The following is a 20,997-nucleotide window of genomic DNA, read 5'->3' as shown; positions in this document are numbered from 1 at the left end:
CAGTATGGCAGCCAGTATTGATTTAAGTTTATTACCGGCACCGGATGTGGTCGAAACGTTAGATTATGAGGTGCTCTTTGCCGAACGCAAAGCCGCACTAATTGGTGCGATGCCAGCAGAACAACGGGAAGCCATCACCCGCACCTTAGAATTGGAATCTGAGCCGTTAACCAAATTATTGCAAGAGAGCTGCTACCGTGAATTGATTTTACGTCAGCGCGTTAATGAAGCGGCTCGCGCAAGTATGGTGGCCTTTGCCACCGGTGCCGACCTTGACCAACTCGCGGCCAATAACAACGTGAAACGCCTGATGTTATCAGCCGGTGATGAAAACGCTATCCCACCGATTGCACCGGTGTATGAGTCCGATTCTAATTTGCGCATGCGTATACCGGCCGCTTTCGAAGCGTTAAGCGTAGCTGGCCCGATTGGCAGTTATGAATATCATGCACGCTCTGCCGATGGTCGGGTTTCTGACGCCTCTGTGATTAGCCCATTACCGGCTCACGTCACTGTCACCGTTTTATCTCGTGAGGGGAACGGCAGCGCACCGGCTGATTTAATTGAAAAAGTCGATATGGCGCTAAACGATGAAGATATTAGACCCGTGGCTGACCGTGTGACTGTGCAATCGGCAACCATCGTTAATTATGAAATCGACGCGGTGATTTACTGTTATCCCTCGCCTGAATACGAGCCCATCATGGCGGCGGCAGAGGAGCAAGTGAAACGCTATGCGACACAGCAACACCGGCTAGGCCGTGACATTGTCCTTAGTGCCATTTATGCCGCGCTGCATGTTCAAGGCGTGCAACGTGTGGAGCTGAAAAAGCCGGTTGCAGATATCAAGCTAGACAAAACACAGGCGAGTTTCTGCACGCAAATTAATGTCGTTTTAGGGGGCTCGGATGAATAGCCGGTTATTGCCTGTCGGCTCATCACCGTTAGAGCTTGCCGCGGCAGAGTCATTGGCACAGATTGAGCGCGTGCCTATTCCTATTCGTGAATTGTGGAACCCTGATAAATGCCCCGTGCATTTGCTGCCGTATTTGGCGTGGGCGTTCAGCGTTGACCGGTGGGATAAGAACTGGACAGAAAAAGCCAAACGGGATGCGGTGAAAGCCGCCATGTTTATTCATAAACACAAGGGCACCATTGGTGCATTGCGCCGAGTAGTGGAGCCGTTGGGCTATTTAATTCGCGTGATTGAGTGGTGGAAAACCAACGAAATCGCCGGCACGTTTCGCCTTGATATTGGCGTACTTGAAACGGGTATCACCGAGGAAATGTATCAAGAGTTAGAGGCATTAATTTTTGATGCCAAGCCGGCAAGCCGTCACCTTGTCGGGCTCACTATTCAACTAGAAACCCGAGGGGAATTTTATTGCGCGGCATCCAGTTACACCGGTGATTCATTGACTGTTTACGCGTATACACCGCCTTTAATTTCGGTTTCTGGCCTTGATGTTCAAGGCGCTGCGATTCACTTAATTGATGAAATGAGGATTAATCCACAATGAAATACTTTGCCTTACTCACAAAATTAGGTGAGAACTTATTAGCCCAAGCAACTGCGCTGGGTACAAAGCTTGAATTGACTCAAATGGCGGTGGGTGATGGTGGCGGGAGTTTGCCAACGCCGGATACCAATCAAACTAAATTAATTGCTGAAAAACGCAGAGCCGCCATTAACACATTATTTATTGATGATAAAAATAAAAATCAAATCATTGCTGAACAAATTATTCCTGAACAGGATGGCGGTTGGTGGATACGTGAGATTGGCTTATTTGATAAAGCCGGTAATTTAATTGCGGTAGCAAACTGCCCCGAAACGTATAAGCCACAATTAGCGGAGGGGTCAGGTCGCACGCAGTCTATTCGTATAGTGTTAATTGTCAGCCACACTGAATCAGTAACGTTAAAAATTGACCCGTCAGTTGTTCTGGCAACTCGTGAATATGTGAATACTGAAATCACCGTGCTGGACAAAAAAATTGATGCACTATCAGCACAAACCAAACTGGATTTAAATAAAAAATTCGATAAAGCGAATATTTCAGGACAAAAAGGCAACGATAACGACAAAGTGCCTAGTTTGCATTTGTTCACTACTGAAATTGGTAAGCTTGCAGCTATTGGGTACAGCTATTCAAAAATTGAATCAGATGGCAGATATCAACCCAAGGGAAATTATGCCCCTGCGGGTGACTATGCAACCAATACAGCATTAACTAACGGGCTGAATGGGAAATTTGATAAAACAGGTGGAACCATAACAGGTAGCGTGACTATTAAATACGCTAGATTATCAATTGGTGGAACAAGTAATTATTCTGGGATAGGTCTCACCAGAGCAGATTCGAGCAACTTGATTCTTGAAACAAATCCTACCGATGATAAGTCACTACTCACTATTGTTGATAGAACTGCTAGCGGTAGTAATAGAAATGTAGTCACCATACCGAACAAATCAGGCACAACTATGTTAGTGGGTGATGGCGGCTGGATGCGTGATGTCGGAGTTTCGCTCGGTGGGTATCCAAAGCTATCAGACTATAGACTTAATTCAATTGGGTACGCTTATGGAAATGTATCTACGGATTCTTTTGATGGTACAAATCACATTCTCCTTAATCTTTTTGGATATACATCCAATACTTACGGTGCTCAACTTGCGGTTACTTTGGCAGGGAAAGTGGGAATTCGTACAATCACAAATAATGTGGTTAACCCGTGGTATACCATGTTTTCAACTGCGAATACTCAGAGAGATCATAACGGTAACGTAAAAATTCCCGGCTATCTTGAACGAAGTGATTACCCTGTGGGATGCCCAATCCCTTGGCCTCAAGCTACCGCTCCTGCGGGTTATTTAGTCTGTAATGGCCAGTCATTTAATAAAACAACCTATCCACTTTTAGCAAAAGCATACTCAACAGGAATTTTACCTGATTTACGAGCAGAGTTCCTTCGAGGTCTTGATGCGGGGCGCGGTATTGATTCAGGTCGTGCCGTTCTATCGGCTCAAGGTGATGCATTTCGAGCACATAACCACTCGGTAATTGGTGAGGATTCTGGCTCTGGTACTGCTTATTTCGGTAGGGGTAACGGTAACCGTAGAGCAATTTCAAAAGACGCGATGAACCTTGAAGGCGGAACTGAAACACGTCCGCGCAACATTGCATTTTTATATATCGTGAGAGCAGCATAATGAAAAACTATAATTTAGATATTGAACAAGCAGAAATTGGCGAAAATGGTTTAGCAACAAAAGCGGGTTGGATTAAAGTTTATATAGCAGACCCACAAACGCGTGAATATTTAAACGCGAGCATGGAGAATATTTATTTTGATGTGAGCGTGTCCGCTGGCGCTTATATTGATGCACCAGAACTACCGACAAAAGCGGGCTTTGCGGTGGTGCGTAGTGAAGATGGCTCTAAGTGGGAAATCGTGACAGATAACAGAGGTAAAACAGCGTACAGCACAGAAACCCGCCAACCGATTGAAATTGATTTTATTGGCGATTTGCCCGATACGCTAACTCTCTTAGAGCCGAAAACAGAATTTGATAAGTGGAACGGCAAAAAATGGGTAACAGATACTGAAGCTCAAAAAGCGGTATTGGTTGCACAAGCCGAGCAGGAAAAGGCGCAGCGATTAGAGGAAGCGAATGCCACTATCACATATTTGCAAGATGCCATTGAAGTTGGTCTTGATGATGACGATTACAACGCAAAATTAACAGCGTGGAAAACATACCGTGTTTTGTTAAACCGTGTTGATACTTCACTCGCACCAGATATTGATTGGCCTGAAAAACCCGAATAACATTAATCTACTCTGAGCCCCAACCAATGGGGCTTTGTTATTAAAATATTTCTGTCAAATCAATAAACCTGAGTAGCACTCATCGAAACTTCATCGTATTCCCATAGTTCTACACCATTAGGAATAAGATGTTTAAATCTATTTACATAATATTGACCTAATGTTTCACCAGATTTTTTTCTTTTGTCTTTAAGTACAAACATTATTTTTCGATAGTCAGTTGGCGCAGAATGAAAATAAAACATAGCTTCATTCCATACTGTTAATTTTGCGCTTGGTACATTATTACCTGTTGTCCAGCGATGCGATTTACATTCAACTAAGATTTTTTGTTCAGAACAACCTAAATCAAACCGATGATATTTTTTGATTTTATCAACACCTATCATTACTTTGTGATTTTTTTCCAACAAAATGCCTTGTTTTTCAAAAAACAATTGAGCTTTGAGTTCAAAATCAAGGCCAACATGCGCATTAGATACAGAACCAATTCGTTGAAATGCTTTTTTCATTAGCAATAAACTCAGTAAAGTAATTTTATACTGCATAGTATGTTACATGAAAAATATATGAATACTAAATAGGAAACACAAGACAATAAATTGGTCTCATAGAATTAACGGCTAAGCAATTTATCTTACAGAATAATCATAATTAATGTTATAGAGTAATCATATATAAAAAGGAGAAATATATGGCGATTTTATTTTGTAATATTGGATGGATGGAAAATTACCGTGGAGAAACTACGGATAAAATAGTCAATGGTGGTTCTTACGTTAGTGAGATGAAAACAGGTCATGAAAACCGAAATTTTTTGGAGTTTGGCGGTAAATATTATGGTTACGTCAGGAACAGAGGCTCTTCTTTTAATTTAGAACGGATTTCAGGCAATGATAATATAAAAGAGCCATACATTGATGGTGTTGATGTTATCTGGTGCGCAACTAGTCCTAGTGATGGGAATGTTGTCATTGGGTGGTATAGAAATGCACGTGTTTTTAGGAATATTCAAAAACTAGATGAGAATACTGCTAAACCAAGAGCTCATTATGATGAAGAGGAAAGTTATTGGTTTGAAGCTGATGCAAAAGATAGCTTACTGCTTCCTGTAGAAGAACGAACTTTGAGAGTACCTAGAAATGGAAAAGGTTTAATGGGAACATCACCTTTTTGGTATGGGGATAGCCGTGAAGGCGCTGACTTTGTTGAACGAGTGAAGAGAATTATAAATTTAAGAACCTCTTTAATAAATGAACAACAAGACAGTATGACGCAAGAAGATATTATCTCTGCTATTTATAATAGTAATCCTGAGCTAAGAAGGAAAACAGAAAAATCAGCAGTTGCAAGAACGACGGAGTACTATGAGAAACAGGGTTATAGTATAAAAAGTGTTGAGCGTGACAATGTTGGTTGGGATTTAGAAGCATATAAATCTGATGAACTATTAAGAATCGAAGTTAAAGGTTTATTTGGCCTTGGCAAACAAATTCAGCTAACCCCCAATGAATATAGACACTTCTTAAAAAATGAATCTGATTATAGGCTTTGTATTGTCAATAATGCACTTTCTGATGAAGATTTTAATTTATATGTATGTTTTTACAGTTCTAGAAATCAATGTTGGTCAATTGAAAACTGTTCAGGTGGTAAAGTGAATTGGAATGAGTATGTTTCGGCAATAGTTCAAATTACTGCATAGTTATATTAAAAAAATATCATTCCAGTTGATAGAGCTGGAATGATAATTTGGTTATTGTATTGTAATCAACTCCCCAACATCCACACCTGCCAGCCTTTCCCTAACATCCTCATTCACCCGACTCAACGACAGCGTAAAATCAATTTTTTTTGCCTTACCATCCGAAAAAAACTCTGTTCTATCAGTGACTAAATTGGTGATCACATACATCCCATAAATGGTACCAGTGCCCTCAATCAGCGGTAGTGGGCGGGCAACATAGGCAGAGGTTTTTAGTAATTCCAGCGATACATCACCGCCGGTCACTTCGGGGTAAAGTGTGCCGGCCAGCGTGATCTTATCTTCACCGGCGCCAACATACTGCCATTTAGCACTGCGGCCAACACGGTCATTTTTCACATGGCGCCAGTCAAGTGAGTGGTTAAATGTTTGATAAGGGGCGGTGCGTAGCTCAAACACAAACATGCCATAAATCATCATCATAATTTAGTCCTGATCTTTTAAGCTGGAACGGCGGCGGCTATCACGTTCACGTAACAAGGTGGATAATTGCTGTTTCACAATGTCGGCAATTTCTTTTTTATTGCTCATATCAACACCGTAAAAATTCAACTCAAAAGTATTGTATTCCGGCTGCATGATTTGCCGTTCTGGCCGTGTCGGCGATACTGCCACCGGTACCGCATTTAATTTGGGTTGAATAGGGGCTAAGGTATTAATCAACGTATCATTGAATTGTGGAAATAATGAGGTTTTTCTCGCGGCTATACGGGGCTCTTGATATAGTCCATTAACGGCCGTTACTGCCGGAAAGTTTTTAAACACAATGTCGCCGAGTTTATTTCTATCAACACTCTCCGCGGCATCACTTAATGCGGATTTACTACCTTTAGTTTTGCTTTTCTTTTCTGCGCCGTCATACACCAACGTGCCGTATTTTTCCGTATTTTCTAACGGATTAACGTCATTGGCTTTTTGTTGTAGCTCGCTGTTTTTTTCTAATTGTTTACCGGCAACGGTGACGCTACTGGTGATTTTACTGGTTGCCTCGGCTTGCTGTTTTTGTGCCTGTTCGTTGGCCTTGGCGGTTTTCCCTGCATAAGCGGAAACGGAGTTCAGTACTTTGAATGGGTCTTTTTCGTTCGGGTCAACCCCCATGGCACGTGCCGCATCGGCGGCAGCTTCGGCCGCGGAGGGGATAACACCCAGTTTTTCTAATATCCAGCCAAGGCCTTTGGCGACTTGCTGAATGGGAAAGAATAGGGCGCTGATAGCTTTACCCACTACCTCGCCGAACACTTGGCCGGCTTCGGTGCACGATTTCAATTCTTCAGTAGATAATTGAACCGGTGACAGTAATTCTTTAAACCAATTCCACACTTTGCTGACCGCATTTGAAATACCGTCGAATATCGGGGCAAATGGTGCGAAGGTGGCGCTGAAAGCTAAACCAATTGGCGCAAGGGCAGACGTAAAACCATCCCAAAACCCACTGAAAAAAGCTTTAATGGGTTCCCAATATTGATAAATTAATACCCCAGCGGCCACGATGGCGGCAACAAATAAACCCACAGGGCTCAATAGCAAAGAAAACCCGCCACCAATAAGGTTAATGGCATTACTGCCCGCGGCCATTAAGCCGCCAAAACCTTGACTGCCGGTAAGCATAAATAGACTAAGTCGCATCGCGGCAAACGGCACAATCACCGCCGCCGCGGCAAGGGCTAACGCGCCAAGGGCAGTGACTAAGGTGGCAATTGCTATTGCCCCAACTGCAAGGGCTTGCGTGGTTTTGGGGTGCTCTTTCATCCACTGGCCAACTTTGCCAATAAAGCCTGTCAATGATTGGGTGACACGGCGTAAAGGGGAATTGACATTTTCTTGAATTTCAATGCCGAGATCCTCCCATGCAGATTGCAACTGTTTCAGGTCGCCTTTTAAGTTATCAATCTTAACTTTAGCGTTTTTATCGGCTTCACCCTCGGCGCCCATATTGGCTGTTTTCAGTGCGTCATAACGGCCATTCATTACGGCATCAATGACGGCGCCCATACCGACCATCGCTTCCTCGCCGAAAATGTCTTTTTTCATGCGAATTTGGCTGGCTTGATCAAACTTACGCATGCTTTTGCCAACGTCTTTTAAGATTTCGTCGGCGTCACGGAGTTTGCCGCTAGTGTCTTTAACACTGACGCCCAGTTTATCAAGGGCGGCTTGGCCTTTGCCGACTGGAGCAACCATGCGTGATAAGCCCGCGCGAAGTGACGTACCGGCCATACTGCCCCGAATACCGTTATCTGCCATGGTTCCTGCCATTGCTGCCATACTTTCAAGGCTGACGCCAAGTTGTGCGGCAATCGGGCCTGCATACGTCATTGTTTCACCGAGTTGGCGTAAATCGGTATTACTGCGGGTAAATGTAGCCGTGAGCACGTCAGAAACGCGGTTCATGTCTTCCGCTTTCAATTGAAATTGCGTCAGAACGTTTGAGCCGATATCGGAAGCATCACCGAGATCCATGTCACCGGCTAAGCCCATGTTAAGTACGCCACCCAATGCGGCCTTAATGGCATCCGGTGTAAAACCGGCCATCGCCAAAAACTTTTGGCCAGCCGCCACATCAGTAGAGGTATACGCTGTACTGGCGCCCAGCTCTCGCGCTTGCTGACGTAACATGGCCAGTTGTGGCGAGTTTTTATCTAATCGGGTGAGGGCTTGAACCGTTGACATGCCCTCATCAAAGTCTCGACCAGGAGCCGTGATCCGCGCGCCGGCATACAGCGCACCCGCACCGCTTGCGGTAGCAATCGCACCGCCAGTGGCTAATTTATTGCGTAGCTCTTTTGATTTTGCATATTGGCCTTGTGCCCGAGTGACCGCATTAAGCCGGCGGCGTTGTTCGTCTAACTGCCGGTTATAGATTTCAGTGCGTCGTGTCACTTGTGCCGTGGCATCACCGCTTTGTCGTGCGGATATGCCGTGGCGGTATAATGTGGCCGTTACGGTATTGAGTTTTTGTTTTTCTTTGTCAAGCGTGCGGCCGTAACGGTCACGCTCTAACCGTGCAGCAGCCAAGGTTTTCTTTTGTTCTTCGGTTTGCTGGGTTAGCGGGGGGTATTGGTCACGTAACGCCTTAACTTTATTTTTAGCTGTTTCGTAGGCTTGTGAGTTTTTATTAACAGAATTAGAAAGCCGTTCGAACGTTTTCGACTGGCTTTGTAAATTACGGATTGAAGCGTGTGTGGCTTTGATTTGAGTTGCTAACCCTGCCGCGCTGCGCTGTGCAGCACTGACAGGGGATGATAACTTATTCGCCGCACTTAACGACACTTTGATATTTAAATTGCGGTCACTCATGATTCATTTCCTGTTCTGGCGGCTGCGCGTTTATGCCATAACAGGATTTCGCCAACCGTCATGGCGTCATATTCAGACGGCGCCCAGTGGAAAACGGTGGCGATATCAGCGATTAACTCGTCCGTTTCAATGTTCGGGCACTCAATTACTCTCCCGCGTTGTCTGTCGTCTCTTGCGGGGAGTTCGGTACTAAAAAATTGGCAACGCCGGTAGCAAGTGCATTTAATGCAGGGATTGGCAGTTGTATAACATCACGCTCAGTCATACGCGGTGACGTCACACGTGGCAGCAATTTAATCAGTGAATCCACATCGGAGGTCATCACGTCATACAGTTTTAAGCCACGTAATGCGCCGACTTGCTTCATGGTGTCGGTGATGGTGATTTCAGTGACTTCTTGCCCTGACTCTAATTTGATAGGTGCGTCGAATTGAATAACTTCAGCCATGGTTACTATTCCTATTAAAATAAACGTGAAATGGGTGGGTGATTAAACCCACCGTGTTAATTAGTGGCCAATGTTGGCGCGGTGTTTTTCCAACATGTCTTTGCCGTTGACTTTCCACACCATATTGAGCAAATCCACTTCAAATGATTCTTTGTTATTGATGGTGATTTTGCAGTAGGTATTTTTGATGGTGTATTTGTGTTGCGTGTTATCACCGGCTTTCGCACTGCCTAAATCCAATTCGGTAAAACGTCCGCGAGTTTGAATTTCACACGGAACGGATTCACCAGTTGAATCATTGTAGTAAGAGCCCGCAAAGCGGAATTGCTTACCGTCAATGGTGGCGCCCCAGCTTTCCAGCAATTCAGACATTAAGCCCCCCATAGAGGCCTCCATATCTAATGCACCAGAATCAAAGCCCATCATGACAGCCACAGAGCCCACCATACCGGCACCCTGATAATCCTCTGTTTTTAATGACAGCTTTGGTGGGGTGACTTCTTCTACTTGTCCAAGGTAGGTTTGGCCATCAATAAACAGGTCAAACATAAAAAGTTTTTTAGGCATACCCATAATTCAATTTCCTTAGCCCAGTTGGTCAAAAACAGCGAAATACTCGTCAGTGAATTCCTGCGTTAAAGACAGGTTTTCCAGTGGCGGTACGGGGGTGTACTTGTAGCGAATGTGCGCCTTACCATCGCGTAAATTTTCTTTCGGGTTATCCGATGGGTCATACCAACATTGGAACCCTAATAAACGGCCTTGCGTGACGAGTTGTGCGCCTTTGCGGTTGATCCCATCGACAATATCTTTCACCAATGAGGGGGTGAGTGTTTTGTCGATATAGCTAAAATGCGCCTCGGCGATCATTTCAGCCAAGATTTGTGCGGTGCGGGTATACACTTCAAAGGTATAGATTTCTTTGTCGCCGGTGCGATTACCCCAAATGCGGTACCCATCGCGTTTAATCAACGTGGTGATTTGGTGGCTGTTTAAATCGTTGGCGTCGGTGTCTTTACCTTGTAACGTCCAGTAAATATCCGCGCTAATACCCAAAACACCATTAACCGGCACGTTAGAAATCGACTTATGCCAGCCTTGTTCCGCATCAATCTTGGCGCGTAAACCAATGGCGTAAGCGGTGGCGGGGATAACTTCGTTTTGGCCACTTTCTTTGTTGTAGGCGATAAATTCAGGATAGATGATCATCACCTCGCGCTGATTGAAATCCTCGCGGTATTTCTTGGCTTCGGCGATAGTTTTACAGCCGTTTGCGCTGATATAGGCAAAGGCTTTGATTTGCTCGGCAAAAATCGCAAGCTGCATGGCAACAGGCTTAGTGTCTAGTTTCGGTACCGCCAAAATACGCGGACGTTCATCGGTATTGGCCTCGGCAGTTAGCAGGGCATAAAGGCCAGTGTAGCGGCCATCGTCACCGGTACCCCCAATCACTAATTGGTCTTGAGTTTTTTCGCTGCCTTCTTTTGCTTCGGCAACGCGCACAATGACCACTTTGGGGCTGCATTGGTCGTCAATCGCTTTTAGTGTGGTGTAAAGCGTACCGGTTTTACCCGCTTTGCTGAGTACCGTTTTAATGCGCGTGACTAACACGGGGGTATCAAGTGGGAACACTTCGGGGTCGGCATCTTCTGCGGTGCAGACAATACCAATCACAGAAGTGTCGATATCTCGAATAAGGGTGCTGAGGTCGGTGGTTTCATCGACTTCAACGCCGTGATGATATACGGCCATCGTTATTATCTCCTGATGTCTATTTATCTTTATTCTCAGGGATGTTTGATAACAAATCATGTACTTAGGGTTCTCATAGGCACATGAGAACCACGGATGATTGCTCACCTACGCGCGCGACGACAATCTAGGCATATTGAATCGGTTAGGTGGTGAATATGTCTTTTATGGATTGGGCAGAGGGGAATTTAGTCAAAGTTCCTGCATTTGATTTAACGGTCGGCGGCGTGCAGCTCCTCGGCGTCAATGACCGGCTTATGTCATTAACATTAACGGATAATCGGGGTTTTGAGGCTGACACGCTAGAACTTACTATCGATGATACCGACGGCAAAATTGCGTTACCGGCGCGTGGGGCTGAGATTTCCGTCTCCCTTGGCTGGCAGGGGGAAGCCTTAATACATAAAGGGGTGTATACCGTTGATGAAATTAGTCACTCAGGCCCTCCCGACCAAATCACGGTAACTGCCCGTAGCGCGGACTTTCGGCAAGACTTCAACGTCAAACGGGAATACAGCTGGCACGATATCAAAGTGCCTGACGTGGTGAGTGCGATAGCGGGGCGTTATAACTTAAAACCTGCGGTCAGCAAACAATTGATGCACATTGAAATTGACCACGCTGACCAGACCAATGAAAGTGATATTAGCTTTTTAACGCGCATGGCTGAAATGCTCGGCGCGATAGCCACCATTAAAAACGGCAGTCTGTTATTTATTGTGCCTAATCAGGGAGTCACGCAAAGCGGCAAGCCATTGCCCGTCATTACCATCATGCGCGAAAGTGGGGATAAGCATTATTTCAGGTTGGCTGACCGGCAAGCGTACACCGGCGTACAAGCTTATTGGCTTGATTTGAACTACGGCAAACAAAAGAAAACCAATCTTAAACGCAAGCAAAAGCCCAAAAAAGAGAAGTCGAGCAAAAAAGAGGGCGATTACATCGAGGGCGCTGAGGGTAACGTTTTTGTGATGCGACAAACCTTTAAAAACGAGCAATCCGCTAAACGTGCCGCTGTGGCTAAGTGGTCAAAATTACAAAGGGGCGTGGCAGAATTTAATATCACTTTGGCTGAGGGGCGCGCAGACCTATACCCTGAAATGCCCGTGACGGTAACTGGCTTTAAACCGACTATTGATAGTCACCAGTGGGTGATTAGCCGAGTAACACACACCATTGATGGGAACGGATTTATTACCCATTTGGAACTGGAAGTAAAAATCAAAGATATTCAAATGACGGATGACGAGCAAAACGATGGATAATTGATTATAATAACGTCAGGCATACCCATAACCCAAGGTTATAAAATGGCGTTCAATTGTCCAAAGTGTGGCGCTGTGACTTATACCAAAACCAGTAAATCCATGAGTAGTGAAACCCGTAGAAGTTACCACCAATGCCAAAATTTGTTGTGTGGTTGTTCTTTTACGACCATTACTTCAGTTGAAATTTATCTAACCAAAACAATCCCACAAGAGTTACCAGAAGGCTTTGAAATCCCGATGGAAAAGTTACCTAGGTCACATCGGGGTGAGAAACAGATGGAGATGTTTTGATAATTTATAATAACTGATTTTGTATAGAAAAACTTTCAACTCCGTAATGAGATGATAAAACGGATAAGAAATTTTTTTGAGATGATAATGCGTTATTCAGCATATGTCGTTTTACTAAAGATACGTATAATGCTGCAGATCTAGCTTGGCAGTTTATCGATTTTGCTGGATTAAATTCTATATCCGTAAAACCATCAAAATTTAACAAATATTCAGCTAGTTTTTTATTTTGATTAAGAGCACTTAAATACAGCCAATCATAAAAGGCAGTACGAGGAATGAGTGGCCAAGTAGTTTTATAAAATTTAAAAGCTGTAAGGTTTCCTGATTCTTTTAACCTTATATCTTGCTTTGACTCTCTTGAATCTTTATCTAATAAGTCAACATAAGGTCCTCCATTTTCGAAAACCTTACTTGCTTGAAATGCTGATTCAACAGTGAATTCTTTGGCAAGTAATTTAGTTTTGATTTTAAGGTTAAATGCACTTAGGGCTATACCTTGCTCATCTTCTGATTTACTAGAAATCTCTAATAAGTTATTTAATCCTTGAGCACTGGCAGCTTCATGTAATGCCCTAATTGATTTTTGCTTTTGTACTTTAGCCATACCAGCAGCCCATTTAAAATCAATATCTTTCGTGACAGATAATGCATTTTCATAAAACATAGGTATAAAAACAGGTCTAACAGCCATAACTTATCCTAAAAAATAGTCTCTTTGAGAATAAAAAGTTTTAGTATTAGGGTCACAATGATCATGTTGTAATGTTGTATCTAAGCAACGAAAACGAGTTGCAGAGGCCTCATTTGGATGAATGACCTTTTGAATATATGATGCTTCTATTCTATCAAAAACAAGTACCTCCGCTTGCACATCGGTAGTAAACTCAGTGGGTAGTGTACTACACCTTTCTATTGCAAATATACTGTCTTCAAACATAGCATTGAAAGCACTTACACCTTGCATCAATGAAACTTTATTCATTCTAACGTTATTTGAGGCCGCATTTGTTGGATAAAATGCACAATCTTTATCCCATAAAATAGTAGGGCTTATTTCTAATAATATCCAATCACCTTGTTTTTCTTGCCTGTATTTATAGAACATTTTTGCATTAGGATAACTAATCGATAAACAAATAGCATTTGTATGCCCATCTAATCTTTTATCATCGTTATGATTATGTGCAATCTTTTCATCATCCAATTCTTTTTTACTTTTTAGGCCTCGCTGAATGATTGAAGATAAGTTATCAGAATGAGTGAAGTGAAATAATTTAGTAATATTTCTCTCTTGAACTATTTTTTGCAGCGTCATTATAACATTCCATTATATATTACATTAAAAAAATTAATGTAATATTTGTAACATATCTACAGCTTATATTAATGTGACGACAATCAAATAATACCATGAATAATAAACCTTATTTATGTATGGCGAGTTTTGTAGGTGTTAATTGAACTATATTTTTAATGGTAGACATCGAAGCCTTGATTAAACAGTCTAAAAACTCCTCCCACCCATTGAAAAATAAGCAAAAACAAAGCCTCTTATCAAAAGAGGCTTTATAAGTGTGGTCAATATGTGGACATCAACCATTGACTAAATCCATTTAAATCAATTGTTTAACTCACTTTTAGAACGCCGCACTTAGCGCATTTGATTACCTGATCCGCACAAGTACCAGAACCGCTGAATAGGTATAATTTACTTTATATTCAGTGAGTTGTAGTCAAAAGGCACTCGGGGGCGAGTGCCTTTTTTTTGTGCATAATACTGTGCCACCTTTTATTATTGTAGTTAATTTTAGTTAGTAACTTAGACTGTATGACCTAAGTGTTTTCTAAATGCACTAAATAAATTTATTTCACTAACCAATGTTTAAGTCTTCGAGTCGAATATTCATCCCCTCTAGGAAATTGTCCATGCAATATACTTAACATCATGAATTATAATGAAAAATAATATTTCTTAGTTCTTCGTCACATAATTAAAATAAGTGAAATAGATGATCATGAAAATCGTTCATGTTCGAAATGAAATTAAGTCGCTTTCACTCAATCAACAGCTCTGGCATAAATTAGATAACGTAAACGAATTAACGTATTTACAACATAAAGATTGATGAATGGGCAACTAAAACTTCTAAAAAATCAAGAAGTCAATTGAGTTTCCATCTTGGAATTTAGGGTGTGACGAGACGATGAACAAAAATTTTACATTTACGATTAAAAGTAGTCTTTTTGATGAAAATTATAATCCTTCTGAAAATACACGTATTACAACTAACTTTGCTAATTTAGCCAGAGGGGAAAATCGCCAAGAAAATTTGCGTAACACGCTTGTCATGATGAACAACCGTTTCAATACATTAGCCTATTGGGATAACCCTAAAAGCGACCGTTATTCAATCGAGTTGGAAATTATTTCTGTCGAGATGAGTGTTGAAGAAAATAGTAATAGGTTCCCTGTGATTGAAATATTAAAAACTAATATTATTGATCATAAAACAGGTGAACGAACTGAGGGTATTGTCGGAAATAACTTTTCATCTTATGTGCGTGATTATGATTTTAGTGTTTTATTGTTAGACCACAATAAGGACCAAGCAAGTTTTAGTATTCCAGAAAACTTTGGTGACTTGCATGGGAATATCTTTAAATATTTTGTGAATTCTAGCGAATATAAAGCGCATTTTAGTAAGGCGCCAGTAATATGTTTAAGCGTCTCCAATAAAGACATTTATCACCGAACTGGGAATCAACATCCTATATTGGGTATTGAATATCAGCAAAATGGGGCTTCATTAACGGATCAATATTTTAAAAAGATGGGATTACAGGTTCGTTATTTCATGCCTCAAAATAGTGTTGCACCGCTGGCATTTTATTTTACGGGAGATCTGCTGAGTGATTACAGCAATATTGAATTAATTAGTACGATTAGCACGATGGAAACATTCCAGAAGATTTATCGCCCAGAGATTTACAATGCGAACTCCGTTGCGGGACCACGCTATCAACCGAGTTTGACGAACCAAGATTATTCATTAACAAAAATTGTTTATGACCGCGAAGAACGTAGCCGATTGGCTATTGAGCAAGGGAAATATACGGAAGAACACTTTATTGAACCCTATAAGCATATTCTAGAGCAATGGTCTGCTAACTACGCGCTTTGATTAATTATAAAAATTTAAGGTCAATTATTATGAAAACATTATTACCAACATCTACCGCGGGCAGCTTACCAAAACCTTCTTGGCTTGCTGAACCTGAGACGCTTTGGTCTCCTTGGAAGCTGCAAAATGAAGAACTCATCGAGGGAAAACAAGACGCATTGCGCTTATCCCTTGAAGATCAACTACGTGCTGGGATTGATATTGTTAGCGATGGCGAGCAAACACGCCAGCATTTTGTGACGACATTTATTGAACACCTCAGTGGTGTTGATTTTGCAAAGCGTGAAGTGGTTAAAATTCGTGATCGTTATGATGCGAGCGTGCCGACGGTAGTTGGAGCGGTTGAACGCCAAAAACCTGTTTTTGTGGAAGATGCTAAATTTTTACGTAAGCTAACAAAACAGCCGATTAAATGGGCGCTTCCTGGGCCGATGACGATGATTGATACACTGTATGATAACCATTATAAAAGTCGTGAAAAACTGGCATGGGAGTTCGCTAAAATATTGAATCAAGAAGCAAAAGAGCTTGAAGCCGCGGGCGTTGATATTATTCAGTTTGATGAGCCGGCTTTTAATGTGTTTTTTGATGAAGTAAACGATTGGGGGGTGGCTGCGTTAGAAAGAGCCATTGAAGGGCTGAAATGTGAGACAGCAGTTCACATTTGTTATGGATACGGCATCAAAGCTAATACTGACTGGAAAAAGACACTGGGTTCTGAGTGGCGGCAATATGAAGAGGCTTTCCCAAAACTGCAAACCTCAAATATTGATATTATCTCCTTAGAATGCCATAACTCCCATGTTCCTATGGATTTAATTGAGCTTATTCGCGGTAAAAAAGTGATGGTGGGGGCGATTGATGTGGCTAGCAATATCATCGAAACACCAGAAGAAGTCGCCAATACGTTACGTAAAGCGTTGCAATTTGTGGATGCTGATAAACTTTATCCATCAACAAACTGTGGTATGGCACCATTATCTCGACGGGTCGCAACGGGTAAACTTAATGCATTAAGTGCAGGGGCTGAGATTATCCGTACAGAATTGTTGAATAAGTAATCTAAGTAAAAACTAACTAATAAATTAGCCCGGAGTTGATGACATGCCCTATAAAGTTGGCGATGTCATCATATCTGGGTTTTTTGTTGTTTTGAGTTTCTTTTTTTGCTCTGAATTGAGGTATATTAGGCGTATTATCTTAAAATTACTATTTTTAATAGGAATATCGGCAATGGCTTTGATCCCTAAAAACTATGCGCGATTAGAAAGTGGCTATCGTGAAAAAGCACTTAAAATTTACCCATGGGTTTGTGGACGCTGTACTCGTGAGTTTGTGTATTCAAATTTACGTGAATTAACTGTGCATCATATCGACCATGATCATACCAATAACCCTGAAGATGGCAGCAATTGGGAACTATTGTGTTTATTTTGCCATGATCATGAGCATTCGAAGTACACAGAAGCTGAAATGTATGGCACTAATGTCGTGGCAGGGGAAGATGCACAAAATGATATTGAAGCAGCAACTTATAACCCGTTTGCTGACTTGAAATCGATGCTAAATAAGAAAAAATAATCGCGATAACCCACGCAATTCCAGTACAGGTAGGCAAAGTAAAGTCTCTAATAGAAGAGGCTTTACTATAATAACTGGCTATTACAGCAAATTTGTTTAATGGCGATGCAATGCTTATTGATTGATAAAGATTAAGGCATCATGTTAAGCCACTCTTATATACGTTGAGTGGCTTAGTCAAATATCAATATCGCTAATTAATGAATGTCATCATGGCTGCGATAAATTAATGATAATTCAGGGTGATGCCATAAACTTGCAGGAGTAACAGTTTTACGTTCCCATGGAATTTGCCCAATAAACCATAACTTCCAAAAATTTAATTTTGCATTCGGGTTTTTAGTTAATAATTCCTTGAAGGTTTCTAATTCCCCTATTTGAACTGATAACGCAGATTGATAAATATCGAAAACAAACTTTGAACAAAACTGCCTAGAAGACTCATAATTAAATCCCGTGTGATAAAACTTATTTAAACGAGCAGGAACTTCGGCGACTAATGCGGATTTTTGTTCACTTGTTAATGTATGGGAAAATCGGCGTACACTGTAACGATTGTCAGACGAACGGGCAATAAACCGCGATAAGGTCGTGGTTGTTGAAAGGGGAACGCGACTTTCTGCAATTAAATAATCTTCACCATTGTGACCTACAATCATGCCAACATGATTACTCCAACATAAAGATGCCGAGGCTATTTGGCGAAATAGCTCAGTCCCAATACTGGTAAAGACAACATCGCCAACTTCGTACTCATGGGGATAATTTATTTTTGTCATAAAAGTACCTCAATATAAACAATGCTATTAAGGTATAGTTATAAAGATTAGAAGAATTCGCGCTATCGGATAAACGCTGAAAATCATTTTTGTTTAACTAGGGTATATATTACTCAATTGTTCACTGAGTAATTTTATATTGTTAATTATCTCATTTTCACAATGAGCAGCATAGCCAAATAGAATTGCATTTTGGTGAGTACTTTGAATACAGTAGCGCGATAACGGTTGTGCGCCAAAGCCCAACAGACGGCATTGGTTAAGGATCACGTTAATATCATAACCATCTTTCACCCAACAAACAGTATGAATGCCTGAATCCGTCATCTGTACATTAAATAGGTGAGGGAGATAGTGATTGATGGCATTGATAAAAGTATTTTGCCTCTCGTAACATATCTTCCGTATTTTTCTGACATGGCGTGCATAGTGGCCTTCTTGGATAAACTGAGCTAAAGCGGCCTGTTCTAAATAACCACAGTGGCTATCACTATAATATTTCATCATGGTGAATGCCTCACTCAGAATTTCTGGCACTATTAAAAAACCTAAACGAAAGCCGGGGTACATCATTTTAGAAAATGTCCCTGCATAAATAACACGTTGATGATTATCTAAGCCTTGCAATGCTTGAATTGGCTTTGATAAAAAGCGAAATTCACTATTGTAGTCATCCTCAAAAATCCATGCGTTATTTTGTTGCGCCCAATCCAATAATGCTAAACGCCGAGGTAAGCTGAGAGTTGTGCCCAGAGGGAACTGGTGAGAAGGCGTGGTATAAATTAATTTTGCTGTTTTATGGTGTTTCGCACCATATATAATATCCATTCCTTCTTTGTCGGATGGAATAGCGTCAATATCAGCACCAGCAGCGGTTAAAATAGCTCTCGCACTATCATAGCCAGGGTCATCTAACCATACTTTATCCCCTTGCTGTAATAAGACTTTTGCCGCTAAATTAATGGCTTGCTGTGTTCCATTAACAATAATAATTTGCTGCTGTTTACAATGAACTCCCCGAGTCGAACGGACGTAATCTACCAATAAGTCTTTTAGTGGTGTATACCCATCAGGGTGATTAAAATGCGTAATAATTTGTTTGGACTTACGCCAAACTCGACCTAATAATCTTCCCCATAATTCATGCGGGAATTGGTCCACACAACCAATACCGATATTAAACATTTGGTGTTTGTTGGTATTTGGACGCGATTTTTCCCATAAATTCGATAAAGTGGAAACTCTAGGATTCAGATTTAATGCAGGATATCCAGATTGGTCACCCTGTTTAGTGCTACTTATGGCACCAATTAACTCATCAGGAATATGGGGGGAAACATAAGTCCCTGAGCCTTTTTGGGAATAAAGGTATCCTTCATCAATTAGTCGTTCAAACCCAGCAATTACCGAATTTCGTGAGATCGCCATCATTTCTGCTAATGCTCTAGAGGAAGGAAGTTTAATTCCAGCAGCAATACGTCCATCTAAGATGGCATTACGTATTGTGTGATAAACATTTTCTTTAATGTAACCTTTTTCAAGTAATAGTAATGGGAACTGGGCATGCTGTTGGCGTCGCATAAAGTGGATCCTAAATAAATAACAAAAGTGTCTCTTATATAGAGCCAGATTGCTAGGTACTATAGCGCCATTATGTAATATGTCTACAAATGGAAGGGTTATTATGAATAAAACAGCATTACCAGTTACAGTGGAATTTGTTGCGCCAGAACATTACCCAGAGTGGTTAGTGTATTGGTTAGAGTATCAGAAATTTTATCAGGTAGATTTAAGTGAAGAAATTACCTTAAAAGCATGGGAGCGCTTTTTTGATGAGAGTGAGCCGATGTACTGTGCTGTTGCGTTGGAAAATGGAAAAGTTGTTGGTTTTGTGAATTATTTATTTCACCGCTCAACATGGGCTGAAAATGATTTTTGTTACCTTGAAGATTTATATGTGACGCCAGAAATGAGAGGACGTCATGTAGGAAAACAATTAATTGAATTTGTACACGCACAAGCGCAAGAGAAACAATGTGGCCGTCTATATTGGCATACACAAGAAACCAATTTGCGAGGCCAAAAATTGTATAACTGGGTGGCAGAAAAGCCTGGGGTAATTGAATACAGAATGCCTTTATAATAAAGCTCAGTAGTATATTCTATATTTTGATAAAATAATGACGGGCCCGCTGTTTAATAACAACGGGTTTTTCATTTTATCAGAAAATAAGCAAAAATTAGAGAGTTAATTGGCTAGATGACTTCTAACATCCATTAATGCGAAACCGAGAAGGTTTAACCCTTTCCATGTTAATGGGTTTTCAATATTTTCACTATCTTCGGCAAGGCCTATTCCCCAAATTTTATCGACGGGGCTAGCTTCAACTAGAACACGTTCGTTTGTGGAGAGTAAAAACTGTTTTAATTCTTCATGTTGAGAGAATTTTGCCATATTAGCGCTGACAACAATAGCAAAACGGTTTTCATCCCAAACATCTTGCTTAAACCCACGAACTTCACGACCAAATGCTTTAGCCGCTCCGGGATTTGGTGCATGAATGATTTTATCCAATGTTTCTAAATCACCAAATAAGCGTGCTTTTTCGGCCATCATGAAATGTTCTGCACTGGCAAAGCGGTGGTTATTAACAATAAATGGGGAAGGGTACCATTGGCTGAAGCAGCTTTTTGTAATTTGATTTTGTTTGGTTTGGTGGCCCCAGAAGAAAACATATTTAAATTTTTTCCCTGAGCGGTATTGTTTGCAGAGGCTTTTGATATCCATAAATTAATC

General features: G+C 41.4%; 23 protein-coding genes. 11 read left to right on the top strand and 12 right to left on the bottom strand.

What is annotated here, in order from left to right; genetic code table 11:
* Positions 1–4: 4 nt before the first annotated feature.
* From PZ638_RS11005 to PZ638_RS10990, 4 genes are read left to right on the top strand one after another with little or no spacing between them, the layout of a single operon-like run.
* Positions 5–916 carry a baseplate assembly protein gene (locus PZ638_RS11005; RefSeq protein ID WP_275612199.1) on the top strand — a complete coding sequence of 304 codons (912 nt, stop codon included), beginning with the start codon at positions 5–7 and terminating at the stop codon, positions 914–916.
* Positions 909–1,520 carry a phage tail protein I gene (locus PZ638_RS11000; RefSeq protein WP_275612198.1) on the top strand — a complete coding sequence of 204 codons (612 nt, stop codon included), beginning with the start codon at positions 909–911 and terminating at the stop codon, positions 1,518–1,520. Before PZ638_RS11005 ends, PZ638_RS11000 begins: the two co-directional genes overlap by 8 nt.
* Positions 1,517–3,214, top strand: a complete 1,698-nt coding sequence (locus tag PZ638_RS10995; protein WP_275612197.1) for a phage tail-collar fiber domain-containing protein — start codon at positions 1,517–1,519, stop codon at positions 3,212–3,214. The genes PZ638_RS11000 and PZ638_RS10995 overlap by 4 nt, the downstream gene beginning before the upstream one ends.
* Entirely contained in the window at positions 3,214–3,834 is a 621-nt protein-coding gene (locus PZ638_RS10990) for a tail fiber assembly protein (protein ID WP_272673763.1), read from the top strand. The genes PZ638_RS10995 and PZ638_RS10990 overlap by 1 nt, the downstream gene beginning before the upstream one ends.
* A 59-nt stretch (positions 3,835–3,893) precedes the next feature.
* On the opposite strand, the gene PZ638_RS10985 is transcribed toward PZ638_RS10990, so the two are convergent.
* Positions 3,894–4,346, bottom strand: coding sequence for a hypothetical protein (locus PZ638_RS10985; RefSeq protein WP_172767205.1), 453 nt, complete (start codon positions 4,344–4,346; stop codon positions 3,894–3,896).
* Positions 4,347–4,528: 182 nt separating this feature from the next.
* Between PZ638_RS10985 and PZ638_RS10980 the strand changes: the two genes are divergently transcribed.
* A complete protein-coding gene (locus PZ638_RS10980) occupies positions 4,529–5,539 on the top strand; it encodes a protein NO VEIN domain-containing protein (protein WP_272660640.1) in 1,011 nt (336 codons plus the stop codon).
* 51 nt (positions 5,540–5,590) lie between these two features.
* Here PZ638_RS10980 and PZ638_RS10975 read toward each other — a convergent pair whose 3' ends face one another.
* The 6 genes from PZ638_RS10975 to PZ638_RS10950 all read right to left on the bottom strand — a co-directional run bounded on the left by PZ638_RS10975 (position 5,591) and on the right by PZ638_RS10950 (position 11,096).
* Positions 5,591–6,022, bottom strand: coding sequence for a phage tail protein (locus PZ638_RS10975; protein ID WP_275612196.1), 432 nt, complete (start codon positions 6,020–6,022; stop codon positions 5,591–5,593).
* Positions 6,023–6,025: 3 nt separating this feature from the next.
* The gene (locus PZ638_RS10970) at positions 6,026–8,896 is read right to left on the bottom strand and encodes a phage tail tape measure protein (RefSeq protein ID WP_275612195.1); all 2,871 of its coding nucleotides are present in this window, start codon (positions 8,894–8,896) and stop codon (positions 6,026–6,028) included.
* On the bottom strand, positions 8,893–8,958 hold the full coding sequence (locus PZ638_RS10965) for a GpE family phage tail protein (protein ID WP_230083332.1): 66 nt from the start codon (positions 8,956–8,958) through the stop codon (positions 8,893–8,895). Before PZ638_RS10965 ends, PZ638_RS10970 begins: the two co-directional genes overlap by 4 nt.
* An 83-nt stretch (positions 8,959–9,041) precedes the next feature.
* Positions 9,042–9,344: a phage tail assembly protein gene (locus PZ638_RS10960; RefSeq protein WP_275612194.1), complete on the bottom strand. Its 303-nt coding sequence runs from the start codon at positions 9,342–9,344 to the stop codon at positions 9,042–9,044.
* A gap of 60 nt (positions 9,345–9,404) precedes the next feature.
* Positions 9,405–9,917, bottom strand: a complete 513-nt coding sequence (locus PZ638_RS10955) for a phage major tail tube protein (protein WP_004254594.1) — start codon at positions 9,915–9,917, stop codon at positions 9,405–9,407.
* A gap of 12 nt (positions 9,918–9,929) precedes the next feature.
* Positions 9,930–11,096, bottom strand: coding sequence for a phage tail sheath subtilisin-like domain-containing protein (locus PZ638_RS10950; protein WP_275612193.1), 1,167 nt, complete (start codon positions 11,094–11,096; stop codon positions 9,930–9,932).
* Positions 11,097–11,254: 158 nt separating this feature from the next.
* Here PZ638_RS10950 and PZ638_RS10945 point away from each other — a divergent pair, with 158 nt between their 5' ends.
* Positions 11,255–12,361: a phage late control D family protein gene (locus PZ638_RS10945; protein ID WP_275612192.1), complete on the top strand. Its 1,107-nt coding sequence runs from the start codon at positions 11,255–11,257 to the stop codon at positions 12,359–12,361.
* Positions 12,362–12,406: 45 nt separating this feature from the next.
* Positions 12,407–12,655 carry an Ogr/Delta-like zinc finger protein gene (locus PZ638_RS10940; RefSeq protein WP_140186463.1) on the top strand — a complete coding sequence of 83 codons (249 nt, stop codon included), beginning with the start codon at positions 12,407–12,409 and terminating at the stop codon, positions 12,653–12,655.
* 4 nt (positions 12,656–12,659) lie between these two features.
* On the opposite strand, the gene PZ638_RS10935 is transcribed toward PZ638_RS10940, so the two are convergent.
* Both PZ638_RS10935 and PZ638_RS10930 read right to left on the bottom strand, forming a co-directional pair.
* Positions 12,660–13,349: a DarT1-associated NADAR antitoxin family protein gene (locus PZ638_RS10935; protein ID WP_275612191.1), complete on the bottom strand. Its 690-nt coding sequence runs from the start codon at positions 13,347–13,349 to the stop codon at positions 12,660–12,662.
* 3 nt (positions 13,350–13,352) lie between these two features.
* Positions 13,353–13,973 carry a DarT ssDNA thymidine ADP-ribosyltransferase family protein gene (locus tag PZ638_RS10930; protein ID WP_275612190.1) on the bottom strand — a complete coding sequence of 207 codons (621 nt, stop codon included), beginning with the start codon at positions 13,971–13,973 and terminating at the stop codon, positions 13,353–13,355.
* An 889-nt stretch (positions 13,974–14,862) separates the two neighbouring features.
* Here PZ638_RS10930 and PZ638_RS10925 point away from each other — a divergent pair.
* The 3 genes from PZ638_RS10925 (at position 14,863) to yajD (ending at position 17,421) form a co-directional block, all read left to right on the top strand.
* The gene (locus tag PZ638_RS10925) at positions 14,863–15,840 is read left to right on the top strand and encodes a DUF1852 domain-containing protein (RefSeq protein WP_094960606.1); all 978 of its coding nucleotides are present in this window, start codon (positions 14,863–14,865) and stop codon (positions 15,838–15,840) included.
* Between the two features lie 29 nt (positions 15,841–15,869).
* On the top strand, positions 15,870–16,901 hold the full coding sequence (locus PZ638_RS10920) for a methionine synthase (RefSeq protein WP_096863716.1): 1,032 nt from the start codon (positions 15,870–15,872) through the stop codon (positions 16,899–16,901).
* A gap of 172 nt (positions 16,902–17,073) precedes the next feature.
* Positions 17,074–17,421 carry an HNH nuclease YajD gene (yajD, locus tag PZ638_RS10915; RefSeq protein WP_004254555.1) on the top strand — a complete coding sequence of 116 codons (348 nt, stop codon included), beginning with the start codon at positions 17,074–17,076 and terminating at the stop codon, positions 17,419–17,421.
* Between the two features lie 197 nt (positions 17,422–17,618).
* On the opposite strand, the gene PZ638_RS10910 is transcribed toward yajD, so the two are convergent.
* Both PZ638_RS10910 and pdxR read right to left on the bottom strand, forming a co-directional pair.
* A complete protein-coding gene (locus tag PZ638_RS10910; RefSeq protein ID WP_004254550.1) occupies positions 17,619–18,200 on the bottom strand; it encodes a YebB family permuted papain-like enzyme in 582 nt (193 codons plus the stop codon).
* A 93-nt stretch (positions 18,201–18,293) separates the two neighbouring features.
* Complete coding sequence (gene pdxR / locus PZ638_RS10905; protein ID WP_094960605.1) at positions 18,294–19,781, bottom strand: MocR-like pyridoxine biosynthesis transcription factor PdxR; 1,488 nt, start codon at positions 19,779–19,781, stop codon at positions 18,294–18,296.
* Positions 19,782–19,884: 103 nt separating this feature from the next.
* On the opposite strand from pdxR, the gene PZ638_RS10900 reads away from it, so the two are divergent.
* Positions 19,885–20,343 carry a GNAT family N-acetyltransferase gene (locus tag PZ638_RS10900; RefSeq protein ID WP_094960604.1) on the top strand — a complete coding sequence of 153 codons (459 nt, stop codon included), beginning with the start codon at positions 19,885–19,887 and terminating at the stop codon, positions 20,341–20,343.
* A 105-nt stretch (positions 20,344–20,448) separates the two neighbouring features.
* Here the strand turns inward: PZ638_RS10900 and PZ638_RS10895 are convergent, their stop codons facing one another.
* A complete protein-coding gene (locus tag PZ638_RS10895; RefSeq protein ID WP_094960603.1) occupies positions 20,449–20,988 on the bottom strand; it encodes an NADAR family protein in 540 nt (179 codons plus the stop codon).
* Positions 20,989–20,997 lie beyond the last annotated feature (9 nt).

Origin of the sequence: Providencia hangzhouensis (assembly GCF_029193595.2) — a bacterium.
GTDB classification, from domain to species: domain Bacteria; phylum Pseudomonadota; class Gammaproteobacteria; order Enterobacterales; family Enterobacteriaceae; genus Providencia; species Providencia hangzhouensis.
This window is presented reverse-complemented; position numbering and strand designations above follow the sequence as displayed.